The sequence below is a fragment of the Pantoea sp. EEL5 genome, from assembly GCF_049892805.1.
Taxonomy (GTDB): domain Bacteria; phylum Pseudomonadota; class Gammaproteobacteria; order Enterobacterales; family Enterobacteriaceae; genus Pantoea; species Pantoea ananatis.
The window spans coordinates 119,893-136,870 of the sequence record NZ_JBNDNJ010000008.1 but is presented as its reverse complement, the minus strand read 5'-3'; the positions used below and the strand labels follow the sequence as shown (position 1 = coordinate 136,870).

At 40.9% G+C, this 16,978-nt stretch carries 9 protein-coding genes and 4 pseudogenes; 5 read left to right on the top strand and 8 right to left on the bottom strand.

Annotation, left to right across the window (positions count from 1 at the left end; all coding sequences use genetic code 11):
* The first annotated feature begins 879 nt into the window (after nt 1–879).
* Complete coding sequence (locus tag ACPXSQ_RS21535) at nt 880–1,134, top strand: DUF1471 domain-containing protein (protein ID WP_058709037.1); 255 nt, start codon at nt 880–882, stop codon at nt 1,132–1,134.
* A 258-nt stretch (nt 1,135–1,392) separates the two neighbouring features.
* Nucleotides 1,393–1,551, top strand: a pseudogene (locus tag ACPXSQ_RS21530) (TetR/AcrR family transcriptional regulator); the annotation flags it as partial.
* A 1,248-nt stretch (nt 1,552–2,799) separates the two neighbouring features.
* On the opposite strand, the gene ACPXSQ_RS21525 reads toward ACPXSQ_RS21530, so the two are convergent.
* The gene (locus tag ACPXSQ_RS21525; RefSeq protein WP_426144385.1) at nt 2,800–3,720 is read right to left on the bottom strand and encodes a LysR family transcriptional regulator; all 921 of its coding nucleotides are present in this window, start codon (nt 3,718–3,720) and stop codon (nt 2,800–2,802) included.
* Between the two features lie 383 nt (nt 3,721–4,103).
* A complete protein-coding gene (locus ACPXSQ_RS21520) occupies nt 4,104–5,051 on the bottom strand; it encodes a LysR family transcriptional regulator (RefSeq protein ID WP_072209594.1) in 948 nt (315 codons plus the stop codon).
* Nucleotides 5,052–5,419: 368 nt separating this feature from the next.
* Between ACPXSQ_RS21520 and ACPXSQ_RS21515 the strand changes: the two are divergent.
* Nucleotides 5,420–6,538, top strand: a pseudogene (locus tag ACPXSQ_RS21515) (IS3 family transposase).
* A 740-nt stretch (nt 6,539–7,278) separates the two neighbouring features.
* Here the strand turns inward: ACPXSQ_RS21515 and ACPXSQ_RS21510 are convergent.
* The 5 genes from ACPXSQ_RS21510 to ACPXSQ_RS21490 form a co-directional block, all read right to left on the bottom strand.
* Complete coding sequence (locus ACPXSQ_RS21510) at nt 7,279–9,207, bottom strand: FKBP-type peptidyl-prolyl cis-trans isomerase (RefSeq protein WP_426144383.1); 1,929 nt, start codon at nt 9,205–9,207, stop codon at nt 7,279–7,281.
* Complete coding sequence (locus ACPXSQ_RS21505) at nt 9,207–9,689, bottom strand: hypothetical protein (protein WP_426144382.1); 483 nt, start codon at nt 9,687–9,689, stop codon at nt 9,207–9,209. Before ACPXSQ_RS21505 ends, ACPXSQ_RS21510 begins: the two co-directional genes overlap by 1 nt.
* 322 nt (nt 9,690–10,011) lie before the next feature.
* Nucleotides 10,012–12,693 carry a TcfC E-set like domain-containing protein gene (locus ACPXSQ_RS21500; protein WP_426144381.1) on the bottom strand — a complete coding sequence of 894 codons (2,682 nt, stop codon included), beginning with the start codon at nt 12,691–12,693 and terminating at the stop codon, nt 10,012–10,014.
* Nucleotides 12,694–12,751: 58 nt separating this feature from the next.
* A complete protein-coding gene (locus ACPXSQ_RS21495) occupies nt 12,752–13,276 on the bottom strand; it encodes a CS1 type fimbrial major subunit (protein ID WP_426144380.1) in 525 nt (174 codons plus the stop codon).
* A 44-nt stretch (nt 13,277–13,320) separates the two neighbouring features.
* Entirely contained in the window at nt 13,321–14,055 is a 735-nt protein-coding gene (locus ACPXSQ_RS21490) for a fimbrial protein (protein WP_426144379.1), read from the bottom strand.
* 1,122 nt (nt 14,056–15,177) lie between these two features.
* Between ACPXSQ_RS21490 and ACPXSQ_RS21485 the strand changes: the two are divergent.
* Nucleotides 15,178–16,205: pseudogene (locus ACPXSQ_RS21485) on the top strand (IS3 family transposase).
* On the opposite strand, the gene ACPXSQ_RS21480 reads toward ACPXSQ_RS21485, so the two are convergent.
* Entirely contained in the window at nt 16,168–16,353 is a 186-nt protein-coding gene (locus ACPXSQ_RS21480; RefSeq protein ID WP_426144378.1) for a transposase, read from the bottom strand. The pseudogene ACPXSQ_RS21485 and the gene ACPXSQ_RS21480 sit on opposite strands and share 38 nt — an antisense overlap.
* 90 nt (nt 16,354–16,443) lie before the next feature.
* Between ACPXSQ_RS21480 and ACPXSQ_RS21475 the strand changes: the two are divergent.
* Nucleotides 16,444–16,833: pseudogene (locus tag ACPXSQ_RS21475) on the top strand (DDE-type integrase/transposase/recombinase); the annotation flags it as partial.
* Nucleotides 16,834–16,978 lie beyond the last annotated feature (145 nt).

Genomic DNA, 16,978 nt, shown 5'->3' with positions numbered 1-16,978 from the left:
CGCGAACCCTTGAAAAAAGCCGATAATGCGGACATTTCTATACAGCCAGAGGCGGACATCTGAATTTAGCCGTTACATTATTAGTGCGTATAATGCTATTTATGTTAAATTATGTATCCGTTTACGCCTTTTCAGCCTCACCTCTTTTTCTAGTCCATCTCTGACACTTTCAGCATCCCTCAATAGAGGAAAAGTGAACCTCGCCTCTCAGCATGTCGCTGACCCGGCATGTTCGCAAGGCGCAATATCTGCAGTCGCCGGGCAATGCCTCCGTCAGCAGTCTATCTTCCGTTTTTCTCGATCGAGGTAAGTAAACCCCGCGCATCCCACTCCATATGGAAGACGGTTTCGTCAGGACGGGGGTCAATAAGCGGACCACCCACGGCGTCGTGAGCGAACCGGTATTCCACACCTTAGCCGTTGCCGATCACTGCGGGGCTCCATTGCCAGCAACGGTTGCGCCCATTCATACACAGCCGGATATATTCTGAGTGACCACCCTGTACGCCACTCTATGCTGAGCTGGCAGATAATTTTTGTTATCTAACCCGAGTTAAAAAAACCGTTTCAGACTGATGAGTAAGCACAAAAAATCAAACCCGCTGTCACCGAATTTCAGCTTTGGAAATAAGCCTGAAAAAAATCGTCTTGACACGCCCAAACTGTCCAGAAGAACCGTTTTAAGAACATAAATCTAAAAATTTATTATTAATAGTGATAGTTTAGAATAAATAACCTGAATTCTTGCATTGCACGATAGTTAGCCTCAGTTAAGTTTATCAAGAAAACTGAATAATACTTTCAGAAGTACGGGGGTTTTACTCATTTTTATAGAGGTTAATATTCAGACCATGATCTGAACTCAACTAAGGTAACAACATGAAAAAGGTACTAATGATATATTCCTGTGTGTCCCTGGCACTAGTGTCTCTCTCTACCCAAGCATCAACAGAACTCAGCTCTATGAACCGTAGAGAAGTTATTGGCCATGTAAGTGTAACCGGAGAAGACAATCTCGACAGCCTGACGAGTGCACTGAGCAAAAAAGCCGATGCCGCCGGCGCAACCGGATTTTACATCACGTCTGCAGGGGGTAAAAACAAGCTGCACGGAAGTGCGGTAATCCTGAAATAAGCCTAGATATCGTCAGGCAGAAATGAATAGCTGCAAGAAAAGCGGCGCTTAATTTGGTTACCTGCTCACAGACTAAAGACGCTCATGAACTTGGCGTAACCCAGCGTTAACTACATGCCGGATGGGAAAAAAACCGACATGGGGGCAGTAACGCTCCTGTAGGAACTTATGAAAGCGCTGCGGGTATTGTCTTCAGTTAATACGCTATCTTGGTGGAGGTGGCCACCACATCATAGATTAAGCTGGCGGAGATTTTGAATGGTAAACGATGAAGGCCGGTCTTTAAGAGCGAAGAGCGAAATGACGAAGGTCCGCATTCTTGAAGCAGCCTCAGAAATAATACGCCATGACTGTCTTCACGCCTGCACCCAGCGCGCCATAGCCAATGAACTGGATATGTCTCCCGGCACCATCACTTGGCATTTCAGGATTCTCGACGATCTGCATGACGCCGTTATCAGAAATGCCGTGGAAAGCTTCCGGATCCAGACCCTGAAATGGTTCAGCGACAACGCAGGTGACAGACCCGAAGCACAGCTGACGCATTTCCTGTTCTATACATTGCAGCAGGATAAGCGGCTGCTGAGCGATTATGAACTCTTTGTTGCCGCCATTGGACGTCCAAGTCTGAGAGACAGCGCAATGGAATGGGTGCGGACTCACAGTCTGATTCTGCAGTCGCGCTTCAGTCTAAATGGGGCACAAGCAGATGCTATTGTTGCCTATACAGATGCATGGCTGCTTAGAAGCCTGCTAAGCAGTCGCGCAGAGGTGCCCTACGGACAAATGACAGAGACAATTTTTCTTTTCATGATGCAGTTGTATCAACTTGGCGGTAGGTAGAGGGGTTAACAATCCTGACCAGAGTGCATACCGCCGTTGTGTTCCAGAAACAGAATAGTAATTCACCTGCATTATAAACAATTTATCTTAAAAAAGGGTGTTTTAAGTAACAAAATGAGATATCCGGCTATAAGTGCTGTGTCTGGACTGTTGAATGCCGGTGACCTGCTCACCGTTGATTAATACACCGTTATGTTAGTAATGTCTTCACAAGCCACATGAGGACATTCCCATGAAGACGCATTTTTCCGACTAACAGATCATCAGTATCCTCCGCGAGGCAGAAGCCGGGGTTTCGGACCGGGAACTCTGCTGTAAGGATGCGATTTCCGACGCCACCTTTTACATCTAAGGTCTACTTCTGTTTTGCTAGTGCTGAATATGGTTTTGGGGTGTTGATTACATCTACCAGGTATCAGGTATCAGGTATCAGGTATCAGGTATCAGGTATCAGGTATCAGGTATCAGGTATCAGGTAAATATGTGGCCAAATGGATAATCCGCAAACAATAGCCTCAATAATTGGACGGCCTCTAAAGCCAGTGTAAAAAAAGTTCCGATTGTGCAGGTGCAACTTGTCACCATTTCTCAGTAAGCAGCAACTATTGCTGACAGAATATTAATTTCACACGACCTGATACCCGGTTTCATTTCTGAGCATCGTTCAGATGATTTGCGCGTTTTTTTGAGAAACTACTGATCGCTGAGTGACATTATATAGCAGTGAATACTACATGAATGCCTCAACAACATGATTCTGGGAGAATATTTGCAGATTACTGAAAACATAAATCTCTAAAAGTGCATAGGATAAAAGGTATATTAAAATTGAGCTTGGACTGGATCTGTTCCAAGGGAGGGAAACACTTCCAACTCCCACTTTTTTTCAATAAAAAAAAGGAAGTCAGAAAATTTTTCCTTATAATATTCCCTATCTCTCCAAATTAGATAAACAGGTAAATCGTCAATTATCCAGTCGCCAAGTATCTCTTTTAAGACCCCTTCATCGATATATTTATGCACAAGAAAATGAGGCAATCCAAATATTATACTACCCTTTTCAAGTGCCGTTTCAATGGCAACATCAACAGAACTAACTGTCAGGCAATCGATATGCTCCATTGCGTCTAACTCAAAATCAGGCCCAGAAATATGGAGATTAAATATATACTCTGGTTTGTAAATAATAACTCCTTTCTCTTTTAAATCTTCAAAAGATAATGGTTGACTCTCTACTTGAAAATTGGAACCTGAGCAAATAATTCTTTTCAGCGGTTTCAATTTTCTATGAATAGCAAGTGGAAACTCTGAACGTTCATGCGATAAGATAACTTGATTTAAACCAATTGCATTGTTTGTTTGTGAGCAAATTGATGATACATTAATTTTCACATCCTTTTCAATCACGCAGAAATCATATGCCCAACGAGCAAGATGGCTCTCATAGTCACTTCGATGGGTGCATAACTCAACTTTTAGTTCTGTTGACTTAATTTCATCAATGAATTTTTCGAACTCTGCTGTCATTGAAATTGAGCGTTCATAAGCGACTTCACCTACTGGAGATAATTTAAGATGCCGTGTGCTACGATCAAACAGTGTAGCTTCAAGGTGTGACTCAAGACGTGAAAGCCTCTTACTTACAGAAGATACACTCATACCTAGTTGCAATGCTGCTTTCGACAGGCTCTGTGTTTCAGCAACGGAAATAAAGACACAAAAGTCTTTCAAATAAAATCTCATAATTTCTCTCTTTGAAAATGTATTTTTCAATATACTTAACACACAAGAAATTAACAAAGGTATTTTAGTAAAAACAGTTTTTCCGTTATGGAATAACCATATTTATTTAATGGTAACTAAAGAAGCCATTCAAAACGTGCAACCGTAAAAAATTAACATTAATAGAATAAGGTGGAGCAAATATGGATATTATGGAATGTTAATTTAATATGAAAAGGAATTTTTGAAAGCCTTTTCATTTGAGCCATGAATGTATAGCAAAAAAATTGAAATTTATAGGTGCCAAAATAAATAATGGGAATGTTTTTTTAAGTGAGCTTAGCCATAACGTTTTAATAATTAATGATATTTCTTTTTTTGACATTAATTAAAATCAGTAAAAATTATATCGGTGTTTGGATTGAGATTTGGGAGATTGAATCACGGTTATTCCATTTCTCTGAAATAAAATTAACAAAATCTCTAAAAAGTGGAGAGTAATACTTCCTTTGCCTCCAAACGAGATAGACAGGAACGGGGGGGATCATCCAATCGTCTAGTAAAGTTATAACTTGGTTATAATTTTCAGGTTTACGTAACAGAAAACCTGAGGATATAAGTGAAATACCTCTTTCCTGCAACATTAAGTTGAAAGTGGCTAACAGGCTATCTGTTAAAAAACCAGTTTGGTTTAAGTTCTTAAACGTGAAAGTTTCACCATCCTTGAAAAACTCCAGCTCACCGGATAAACCATGATGATAAAGGTGTAAAAAACGGTGTTTTAGGAGTTCACTTGGATGCTGTGGTTTGCCATATCGACTTACGTAGCCTCGTGCAGCACAAAGTGATAGTTTAAGTGGATTGAGTTCACGATGGATCAGATCTTCGCACTCAATAATTCCGCTTTTCAATACAAGGTGATCGAATGCAGAGGATTCTTTTGTAAACTGACTGCTTTCGCGTGATTCAAGGAATACTGTGACACCTTTATGCCTATCGGCATACTCATCTAGCCAATAGTTGGCTAGGAACTCACAAACCATTGCCGGTGCGGTGAGGCGTATTGATCCTTCAATAGTACCAGATGGATTTCTGAGATTGTGGACTAAATCAGTCATCATTTCGATAATTACTACGGCTTTTTCGTAAGCAATCATTCCAGCTTCGGTTAATTCTATACTCCTAGTATCACGATGGAGTAGATGACTATTAACCCCCTCTTCAAGACGAGATATTTTTTTACTTACAGATGATACACTTGTGTTAAGCTCCTGAGCAGCTAGCGAAAAGCTACCGGTCTCAACAACCTTCACAAAAACTATCCATTCATCAATTTTACCACTTACTCTCACACTTTACACTCCAACGCAAATATTACTCCACCTAATTAATATAGCATGATTCTGATTCATCTTAAGATAATACTTTGATGACATTACGGATTGATAATTTTCAATCTAAACCTCTCAATTCATGTGAATTTTCTTTGATACTTTTACGATAATTTGCTGTATATCGGCTCTCACGGCGAACAATTTCCCTGCAAGCTGTGTGGATAATGAGTAAACGCTACTAACTGATTTTTAACGTCAACTTGCTGTCTGCTTTAATCATGATGCTGATGGAAATCCTCTTTACCGTCTTCATTATGACCTGCGCCCCGTTGATTAACACACCCTGATGTTAGTAATGTCTTCATAAGCCACATGAGGACATCCCCATGAAGAAGCGTTTTTCCGACGAACAGATCATCAGTATTCTTCGCGAAGCGGAAGGCGGGGTTTCTGCCCATGAGCTCTGCCGTAAGCACGCCATTTCCGATGCCACTTTCTACACCTGGCGCAAGAAGTTTGCTGGCATGGAAGTTCCTGAGGTGAAGCGGCTTAAATCTCTTGAAGAGGAGAACGCCCGCCTCAGGAAGCTGCTTGCCGAAGCCATGCTGGATAAGGAGGCACTTCAGGTGGCTCTGGGTCGAAAGTACTGACGACAGACCAGAAGCGGGAAGCAGTTAAGTTTATGTGTGATGCGACCGGTCTGTCGCAACGTCGCGCCTGCAGGCTTACAGGTTTGTCCCTGTCGACCTGCCGCTATGAGGCTCAGCGTCCGGCGGCTGATGCGCATTTATCAGGGCGCATCACTGAGCTAGCAATGGAGCGCAGGCCTTTGGCTACCGACGCATCTGGCAGTTACTGCGCCGTGAAGGCCTTCATGTTAATCACAAGCTCGTGTACCGCCTTTATCATCTGAGTGGGCTGAGCGTAAAACGCAGCCGACGTCGTAAAGGGCTGGCAACAGAACGTCCGCCGCTGCTCCGTCCGTCGGCGCCCAACCTGACTTGGTCGATGGATTTCGTTATGGACGCGCTGGCCACCGGTCGCAGGATCAAGTGCCTGACCTGTGTGGACGACTTCACGAAGGAGTGTCTGACAATTACCACTGCATTCGGGATTTCAGGCGTTCAGGTCACGCGTATTCTTGACAGCATTGCACTTTTTCGTGGCTATCCGGCGACAATAAGAACTGACCGGGGGTCGGAGTACACTTGTCGCGCACTGGATCAATGGGCCTTTGAGGATGGTGTTGAGTTGTGCTTAATCCAGCCGGGCAAGCCAACGCAGAACGGATTTATTGAGAGCTTTAACGGACGATTTCGCGATGAATGTCTGAATGAGCACTGGTTCAGCGATATTCTTCATGTCCGGAAAACGATTAATGACTGGCGGCAGGATTATAACGAGTGCCGTCCCATTCATCGTTGGATTACCAGACACCAGCTGAATTCGCAACGGACTGGCGAAACAGGAAATATGAAGAAAAACCAACCGACATTTCTAACTGAAGGTTGTATCTAATCCCGGGAGCAGGTTAATTAAGCTCTCTGCTATACCGCTTCTCTCAGGGGGGCGCACTCTTGTCGGCAGTTTCCAGCGCCAGTATCTTTGTGGATCCTCGCGTTTGATTTGTCCTGTACCCCGAACCATTGTCTGGCAGCCATACCAGGCGTCCTGATGGAAGGGGTATAAAAATTGTTCGATCGTGCCCAGAATGAGTTCATGTAAGATTTTTATCATAATCACATTAGCCAGCGTCCCGGGCCGATGATCTTCCTGTTAAAGCAGGCTTATGAAAAATTACACGAAACTTTTGGCCATTTTCACAGCTAAACACAAAGCATTTTGAACACCATCTTCGGATGCTCTCAGGAAAGGCATGTCGACCTTTAGGGCTTAATACACGGTATAACCGTTTCGTGTTAATACTTGGCTACCCGTACCGCCCAGACTAATGTCAAAGCAGTGTTCATACTATTGTAGAAACATTGCTCATACGTTTAGATAAACATACGTAAGAAGGTTGGCCAAAGCCCCGTATATCTAAGACAAAACCACGTAGCGGTCAATGAGTAATTTTCTTCTGCGACCCTGTCAGTTAAATAACCGTTGCATCCGGATACCCAGCTGTGCACGCGATACATCAAAGCCTTGGCAGACGTCGGTTATTCGTCTTAAATGCACAACAAAATCCCATGCGCGATCTGTTTATGGTTAGGCCGAACTCAATAACCTGTTTGAGTATTTTTTATTGATATGATTCATTTTTAACAGCAAGTATTCGAATATCATAGATTAATAATGCATCAGCATCAATGCCTTTAGGTAAATTACCATCACCATAGGCGATCCGTGATGGAACAACTATTCGAATAGCACCTTTATCCTTTAAAAGTTTAAGCGCCTTCTGAAACAAAGGTGGATAACGATCTAATTTTAAAATAATTGCCTGATTATCTTCTACCATGTCATTTATGATCTTTCCGCCGGCAATACTCTCACGCATTACGGTTGTGACCATGTCATCAGAGCTTAGCGTTTTTCCCTTTCCTTCTTCCTCAATCTGATACAAAAAGCCATCATTTGATTTCTTTACGCCTTTTCTTTGCATAAATTCGTTAAGATATTTCTTGCTTGTTTCACTTAAATCAAGTTTAACTCCCAATACTGTGTTTTGCGATTGATCGATTGACACTTCATAAATCAGGCTAGCACCAGGAGGAATAGATGGAAGTAATCCTTCATCGCCATATGCCAGTTCTGGTGGTACAAAAAAAGTGGCTGTTCCATGTATTCCTAGTTTTTCAATAACGCTACGGAAAAGGGAGGGGAACTCACCTGTGTTTTTAACAAGCATTTTCTTATGCTCAACGACACCTCCCCCTGCGATACTAGAAGTCATACTCACATTTATTTCTTTCTCTGGGGACAAAGGCTGTCCATTGGATCCAACAATCTTGTACCAGTATCCTTGTCTGGCTCTTATGGCGGTTGAATCTTGACGAAATAAACTTAGAGCTTTTTTTCCTAATTTTCTCTGAAGCTTTATCATTGTATCGCGAGCTAAATTAATTTTATTACTCAGGCTGAGTTGAGCACTGATCAAATCTTGAGATTTAAATTTTACATTATGTCTTAAAGCATCAGTTACGCCTTGGTAGAACGATTGCATATGTGTCTCAACCCCCAGCATCCTATTCATATCAAGTGCAGCGAGTGCTTCTCTGCCAACAGCTACTCCGGCAGCATAATCACCTGATAATTGTGCCGCTTGTTCTTTTCTTTCTGATGTTAAAGATAAATTATCACTATCAGAAGACAGACGTTCAACATATTTACAGGGTTCATTTAGTATTGAAGATTCACCTACATCAAGAGATGATGAAGAAATTAATTTCTTTTTGACCAAATCATTTTCATGCTTCAATGCATTAAAATCCTTACATTGAGTTGCTGAATTATTTACAGCTGCTTCTATCTTTTCCTCTTTTACTTTCCATTTATGCGACTGGTAATTTTCTCTTAAAGGTTTCAGGTATGTAGATGATTGAGCATAAGATATATCAGCTTGCAGTGTATTTATTTTGCTTTCAAGTTTTAATCGAGTATTTTCTTCCTGTAAGTTTTTTACTTTTTTTTGTATGGCATCATCAGAAATACGTAACGAATCAACTAAATTTTTTAATTTTTTATACTTACTCTCAAGCACGCCTTTGCTCGCATATGAATGTTGTAAGAGTTCTTTTAGTCTAATTTCGTTTTGTGTTGCCGAGTGTACTGTGCATTCTTTATTTTTTAACTCTTCATTTTTTTTAATTTCATTCATTTTTATCTTGCAAGAATCGAGCTCTTTAGCAATGATGTTATATTGTGATGTAAGAGTTTCAGCTATGTGAGGAGTAGCTTTAATTACTTCACTATTATTTAAATCTTGAGATGATTTATGAGAGATATGGTTATTTCTGTTATAATCCTTTTTTATTTTTTTTATGTTATTTTCATGTGTACGATCCAAGTTTTTTGAATTAGACTCAGTTTTATTATTTTTTGAAATCCATTTTTGAGCAAATAATATTTCCCGAGGAGGCTCATCTGCCAATAGAACTGATGAAGGTGAAAATAACGTGCATGTCAGGATTATCTGTTTCAGTTTAAATTTTTTTTTAGAGTACATCATTAACGACTTTCGCCTTTTTCAGTTAAAGCACTAAGTAAATGCCATGAGATTTCAGCGCACATCTTGGACATTCTATATTGGTAAAGAGCATCCACCGCGGCGGCAGTATCGGGATCCGTATGAGCTCTTACTTGGCCGTACTGAGTTGCCATCATCATTACATGCGTGAAATTTTTTAGTTGTTTTTTATAATCATCAGAACTAACTACTTTTAAAGCCTTCAATTGGTTTTCGCATCGATTCATTTTCGTATCTTCATTTTCACCTGTATCATTTTTTTTATATACGTTATTGTTTTCAGTTCTGAAGGTTGTGTGAGTGTTCGAGTCAGTGGTTTTTTCTGGCACATCATGCTTGAAACGGTTTTCATTTTTTTTTGTTGTACATCCTGATAGCGTCATAGCAAAAAAAACAATACTGAAAATAATTAATGAAATACTAGTTAGCTGAATTCGGAAATGGGAAGTAAGCATAATCATCATATTTATAAAACTCTTTTTAATAAAAACCAATAAACCATTAAAAATGGCAGCGCACAACTCTGTTTGAACTGCATAAAAATCAGAAAGAATTCAAAAGTGTGTACCTGAGTAAAATTAATGTCTGAAATTATTTATTAAGCCAGTTTTCACCATTTAAATGCAGAGATAACCATTTTAACCATACTCTATCTCTCAAGAGATTAATCATTCTTTAACAGTTATTCAGAACAAAAAACATTAAGGGGGGATGTTAATTTTATCGAGCTCATCTCATTCTAAATTCTATACTAGAATAGTATTGCAAGGAAAAAGTGTATTAAAGTCAATTCAACGCTGCTAAGTTTCCAGTTTTATTCCGGACTCCTGCTGTCATGAGCTCAACTTGTTTCTTTTCAGCTACGGGAAGTTTAGTGAAAGAAACTTTTTCGCATGTTAAATCCCCAATCCAGTTTACGACATCATGTGTACTTTTAACAGTAACAGGACACTGAAGGAATTCATCATTTCTCATCACATACAGAGTTTTAATTTTATGCGAACTTTCCAGTGAAAATCCGCCTTTACCAAGAGAATTCCATGAGATTACATTGAGAGGAATGGCATCATCTACTGGATTATTAACTGTATCAACCATACGGCCTAGCCATGTATAACGGCTTTCAACGCTGACGTTGTTATTAATTATTTTTCCTGGCATCATAAAAAATTTCTTTGATCCAGAACCTTTAGTGATCTGACTGCTGACACCATCTACGATTTCGGGTGATTCATTTATGTTTATCGTTGTGAGTTGATAACCCGGTACTGTATACAGAGCATGGCTGTTTGCACTTATATCAGTTCCATCATAAGAACTCACGCCAACTCTGACGCGAGTAAGTTTATCTTCATCTTCTGACTTAATGCCAAATGTTACTGCCGATGCTTGTGTTCCATCCCCCCAACGCCCCCAGTAAAAACCATACTGATCTATTGCGACAGAGGAACTGTAGCTACCACTTATCCCAGGTGAGTGCTCTTTATTTCGATGATCATACGAGTCACTAAGATTAAGTGATCCTTTTCCATATTGTCCTCCAATACGTTTGTAAATCAGTGCATTAATGTTGTCAGTGTTTACACCTGTGATTGAGGCTCCAGACTCATTTTCGCCAACATTGTGGCTAAAGCTGGCACCGTAGCCAAACTGTCTTTCACCATATCGGCTGCTGTTCCAGTTTGCACTAAGTGAAGAGCTTGATAAATCGCTTGTATGGGATAGTGAAAATGAGATATATCCCCCTTTATCTGCATTTGTATAACTGCTGTCCCTGCGTATAAAAGCATTTAAGCTGGTACCTATCGTAAAGTCGTTCCAGTTAAACGAGCGATTAAGCCCTAACTGCCACGCACGGCTACGAGATCGTGTCATGTAAACAGTTTCCCAGGGAGCCCCATCACCGAATTCAGAATCATTTTTTTTAAGCTGCGCGCGATATACGTAATGCCCTTCATTACGACTGTCCGTATAGCCGAGCGTGGCATTCCATCCGTAAACCGGTACTCCCAGCATCAGATTACTGCTAACAAAGCAACCACTACCGCTATACCTGTTGCCTGACTGTGCGTTGCAGTTTTCTGACGACATCGCCGAACGGTAATAGCTTAGCGAAAATCCATCGTTGTAACTTAATTGCTGCGTGTTGCCGACAGAACCGTCACTACCTCTCAGATAACTTGAACGAACAGTTAATGTTCCATCAAGTGGACCAGTGTCAAATCCGTGCCTCCAATCGAGTGCACCCTCTGTATAATTCACATTGTTCAGCAAAGTTGCGCCTGCCGTAAGGGATAGGCTTTTAGTCAGTGGAATTCGAGTACCGCCAACTATAACGTGCCGATTATCTTTTACTGCTGTACCCTGCTCTCGTAAAAGTTTGCCTGCCTGAAGAAACCATTGAAAGGAATTACTTACGTCAAATCCTATACTACTAAACGGTACATCCTGACTCCTTACCAGCTGATTATTTTCATAAATTTTAAGGGTGACCGTATAACTGCCCGAAGGGAAGTTACGGGTGTCTAGCTTATGCATACCTTGATTAAGGTAGAAAGACTCTAAAAGCTTATCATTTCGGTACGCATCCACACGAGAATTACCTGAAATGAATATTGCAAGTGGAGTACCGCTTGAGACCTTATTATGGTTAATCCAAGCTAAGGACGATCCCACACGAACACCAATAATTTTATCAATTTGCAGTTGACTGAGATTGATATTTCCACCGACTGAACTGAATATATCACGCGAATCCATTTGTCCACCTTGTAGATATATCTTTCTCCACAAATCATGTCGTACGAAGGCATTGTTAACTATTACGGCAGAGTTATTTTCGGTTCGATATCGTTGACCATTGTAATTCCAATCGATGTTTGCATAAGAATTTTTTCCAATCCCTAAAGTGCCATTTCCCTGAAAAGATACAGACTGATAATCTCTATCTCCTACAAAGCTAAGATTTTGTTGATGGATAAAACCATTGTGACTTTCTGGTGCATTTTTGAAAAAAATCTGCTCTTGTTTTTTTTCAGGAATGAACTTTTCTGGTACAAAAAGATGTACTTCATCACTTGTTTCATCATATATGGCAGCAATTAAATTAGGATTTATATAGCCGCAATTTAAATTTTTATTGAAATTTTCACATGACAAGGCATCATTACGCTTCAGGGGTAATGATAAACCGTGCGATAGTATTTTTTTAAGTTCCTCATTTTTACCATACTTACGCTCAACATCACTTATCATAATATCGGGTTCTGAAAATTTTATAGTTTCAAGGCTAACGCTAGCTTCATAGAGCCCTAATTCTTCACCGTACAGGTCAACGCTGACAAGTTGTTTTTGCCCTTCAGCCAGAGACTCAAAACCATGTGGTACTTTGAGTGTCGCAGCTGCCTGATAATTTACAAGTACGCATCCAGCGAGTAAACAGTGTAGAGGTTTTCTGACCCTAAACATAAAAGTACCGAGGTATACAAAAGGCGAGATCCCCGCCTTTTGTGATATAAAAAACAAACTAAGGTGTTGGAGTCGGGTTCGGAGCAGCGCCGTCTTTTGTTGTCGCCTGAGAAACGATCAGGCTAACAAGTCCACTATATTTACCCGCTGTGGATATTTTTCCTGGAGTTTTTGGTTTAATTACCAAAGAAAGTGGCATCGAACCATTGTCCGTTCCTGCAGGGAAAATTTCACTATAACTATAAACGGTATCTTGCACCCCCAAATCAGCCTTACCTAATGCTACAGATAGATCAATAGGATTTTGGCCAGAAGCGTCCGTTAACTTTGGTTCTGCTTGAAGTCTAACTTTCATGTCATATTCATCGTTTGTCCAGAGTTTGACATCTTGTTTATAAGCTTCCAGCCCATGTAACGGATTATAGTTTAAAGCGACTGTGGCTGGGAGGCTGTCACCGTTAGCTTTGGTTATTCCTGCTGTTGGGTCGATGTCTGCTGTTACAGTGATATCTGCCTGGTAAGCTTGCGATGCAGATGAAGCCAGCAATGCAGCAACACAAATATATTTAAAACTACTCTTCATGACCAACTCCTATATTGATTGACTTGTACCTATAAAAACAATAGCTAACCGCTAGTAACATTAAGCGGAATTTCTTCTTCTTTTCCATCTGCGTTGTTGATGAACTTTACTTTATAAGAATCACTAGAACTATATTTAAATGGGAATACATTAACACTCATGTCTGGATAGATGGTAGAACCTGATTCTTTCCAGTTGCATTTACCATCATAAGAACGCTTGCAAATTCCTTTTATTTTAATTCGACTGGTCCCTGCATTATAAATGATACCTGTCTTTGTATTTAAAATCAGATTGTATGTCGGCATTTTAGGTAAGACATGAACCAGTGCGCCCCAAACTATGTTCACACCTACTTCTGCTTTTGTTTCACCATGCATTGAGTTATCACTCACATTATTATATTCATCTGATGAAACCTCTTGGAAATACACGCGCCATGTTGTTTCTTTTTCAGGTGTATTCAGTGTAACCATTCTGACAATTCGCTTCGAACCAGGAGTAATTGCAAGTTTTAAAGGTGTAACAATCAGCCCATTTCTGTCCAGACCTTCTACTTCTAACTCTTTCTCATGAGGTGTCCCGGGATTTATAATTTTCTTCACACCGACCTTCACAAATGCCACTGTCTCAGATGAAGATATCACCTCTATCTTAGAATTACCGGATTTTCCAATATTAACTTCGATAGGATATACACTAACCGCTGCATTGGCGTAACCAGCCAAAACAAGAAGATTAATTAGTAAAATTTTTTTAAATTTGCAATGCCAACCCATCTTATTTTACCTAATTATAAATAAATTTCACAAAACGCTTCTAGCAATAATATTTTCATGCATTGCCAATAATGTAAATCTACAAAATCAAAAAACATATTTTCGGTTATGGAAAAAGTCTTATTTTTGTAATTTTATTATCAGAAAAACAAAACCATAAATTCATTACGAAATGGTTTTGTTTCATTAATAAAATATGTTTTCTATGAAGAGTGTCATATGTAGTGGTTGGAATCCTAATTTATATCTGACTTCGAATGTAACCTTAATGTGAGTTCTTTTTTTAAGAGAAATTAGTTGCTGTGTTATTTGCCTGCCTAGGTTATTGATTCTTTTTTTAATTCTTTTGGTGGCTAATTATTAGGTATTCCACCTTCTTACTTAAGGTTAAACGATTTCACTATACATCACATAGCATTTAAATCTGGCTTTGTAGTTTCTTTGCGCTTTATAAAATGAACGTTTTTATTTCATAAACGACTTTTTTCTTTATGGTTTTTTTACTTTTATTCTATTGAGTTAAATTATAATCCCCTTGTCTCCCTGTCAAAAAAAAGCCGCATAAATATGCGGCAAAATAATTACAAATCACAATAAAATTCAAAGCCCTTCTTTCATGAAAGTAGGTTGCTACATATTGCAGGGTATATAGCGAGGAGTTTTCCCACATCCCTGTGGAGAGGTACATCCTTATTATTAGATTAACAAATGATAATAAAAAATCAATTTCATTTTTATAAAAACACCTTTTCATGATAGTGAAATGTTTTTTTTCGATTGAGTAAATCTCGTTACCAGTTCCGTAAAATAAAACAATTGTTCATGTTTGCTACCATCTACCTTGGGGGGCAAAACTGTATTGGTATAAACTAAATATTTCATGCTGGCAGGATGAATAATATTTTTACCTTCACTTGGTATATGACCAGCCTTAAGGCTGCTGTAAGAGTTGAGATGTGCAGTCGCGCGACGATAGCCGTTTGTCGCCCGCTCGATGCATATCTGGCAGATAAGGAGTAACAGTCGGGCGTCATCATCTTTGCTGTAGCGGGCTGACTGATCTTACCCAGCAATAGTGGACACGCGACTAAGTGAGTTAACTCTCAACCAGAGGTAGCTCACATGACAAAATCCGTACCAGCCAGTAAAAAGCCCCGCAAACAATATACGCCGGAATTTCGCGATTAAGCCCTTAAACTCGCTGTACGCATCGGCGTTGCCGCTGCCGCACGCGAACTCAGCCTGTATGAGTCGCAGCTCTATAACTGGCGCAGCAAACAGCAGAGCCAGGCAACGTCTTCTGAACGAGAGAGCGAACAGGCTGCTGAGATTGCCCGCCTCAAGAGGCAGTTGGCAGAGCGTGATGAGGAACTTGCCATTCTCCAATAGGCCGCGACATACTTCGCGAAGCGCCTGAAATGAAGTATGTCTTTATCCAACAGCATCAGGCTGAATTCTGCATTAAGGCGATGTGCCCCGGCTAGTATGCCTGGCGTAAACGGCGCACGGTTGCCAGCGCCCATCAGCAGTTCCGGCATGGCTGCAAGCCTGCGCCGTCAGGGCTCAGAGCAAAAGCAGCCAGGAAGTTCAGCCCGGTCAGCTACCGTGAGCACGGCCTGCCGGTGTCGGAGAATCTGCTGAAGCAGGACTTCAGCGCCAGCGGCCCGAACCAGAAGTGGTCAGGAGACATCACATAGTTATGTACCGACGAGGGCTGGTTATATCTCGCGGTGGTCATCGACCTGTGGTCGCGGGCCGTTATCGGCTGGTCGCATTCATCACGGATAACAGCGTAACTGGCCTGTGATGCGCTACAAATGGCACTTTGGCGGCGTAAACGCCCGGAAAATGTCATCGTACATACAGATCGTGGCGGGCAATACTGTTCAGTGGATTATCAGACTCAGCTAAAGCGGCACAAACTGCGTGGCAGCATGAGTGCAAAGGGGAACTGTTATGACAATGACTGCGCGGAAAGCTTCTTCCACTCCCTGAAAGTGGAATGTATCCATGGTGAGCGCTTTGCCAGCCGGGAAATGATGCGGACGGCGGTGTTTAATTATATCGAGTGTGATTACAATCGCTGGCGACTCCACAGCGCCTGCGGCGGTCTCAGTCCGAAACAGTTTGAAAACCAGAACCTCGCTTAGGGCCGTGTCCACATAACACGGGTAGGATCATAATGCCATATTGCCGTGCAACGAGTGAGACTGTGTAGCCGGGTTGCATGGCGAGCGCAACAAAACGGGCTTTCTCTTCGGGAGTACAGCGAAGACGCTTTTGCTCTCCAGTGATCACTTAGATTGTTTGCACAGGACACACCTTAAACATAGTTCTATGACTATGCCTTACTGGTGAAGTGTCCGGTTTAAACGTGGGGCTATTACATCAATGCAATCCCGGATAATAAAGGACTCTGTCCTGAACGCACTGTTGATGGCTGTATGGCGGCGAAAATCCCCAAAAACGTGTTCTTGTTCTCTCGGACCAGGGCAGTCAGTATGCTGGCCTGAGTGATACACCGTCCTTAAAGCACATGGCCTGAAAGTTAGCATGAGCCGTCGCGGTAACTTTAACGATAACGCTGTTGCAGAAAGCTTTTTCAGTTATTAAAAAGCGAACGGATAAAAAAACATCCATGGAAAGCGGTAAGAAGCCCTCAGCGGTATCTAGATTACATTGAAACGGTTTTAACAATTATCGTTGGCATGGTTAGGCAATCATATGTCACCCATAAAATATGAAATCCAATATTATCAACGGTGGGTAACTGTCTAGTTTATCCGGTGCGTTTCAGTTAATCCTTCTACGATTCAATTTTTTCTTGTCGAAAAAAGAATTTAGCAAATCAGAAATCGTAGAAACATTTAGTCCGTTGAAATGTAGTTGATGTTAATGCTTACCTTTTCATGTCAGCTAAAAC

Bases quoted from the DNA above. Each gene is read 5' to 3' on its own strand.
- ACPXSQ_RS21535 (WP_058709037.1), top strand. From the start codon at position 880: ATGAAAAAGGTACTAATGATATATTCCTGTGTGTCCCTGGCACTAGTG.
- ACPXSQ_RS21525 (WP_426144385.1), bottom strand. From the start codon at position 3,720: ATGAGATTTTATTTGAAAGACTTTTGTGTCTTTATTTCCGTTGCTGAA.
- ACPXSQ_RS21510 (WP_426144383.1), bottom strand. From the start codon at position 9,207: ATGATGTACTCTAAAAAAAAATTTAAACTGAAACAGATAATCCTGACA.
- ACPXSQ_RS21505 (WP_426144382.1), bottom strand. From the start codon at position 9,689: ATGATGATTATGCTTACTTCCCATTTCCGAATTCAGCTAACTAGTATT.
- ACPXSQ_RS21500 (WP_426144381.1), bottom strand. From the start codon at position 12,693: ATGTTTAGGGTCAGAAAACCTCTACACTGTTTACTCGCTGGATGCGTA.
- ACPXSQ_RS21495 (WP_426144380.1), bottom strand. From the start codon at position 13,276: ATGAAGAGTAGTTTTAAATATATTTGTGTTGCTGCATTGCTGGCTTCA.
- ACPXSQ_RS21490 (WP_426144379.1), bottom strand. From the start codon at position 14,055: ATGGGTTGGCATTGCAAATTTAAAAAAATTTTACTAATTAATCTTCTT.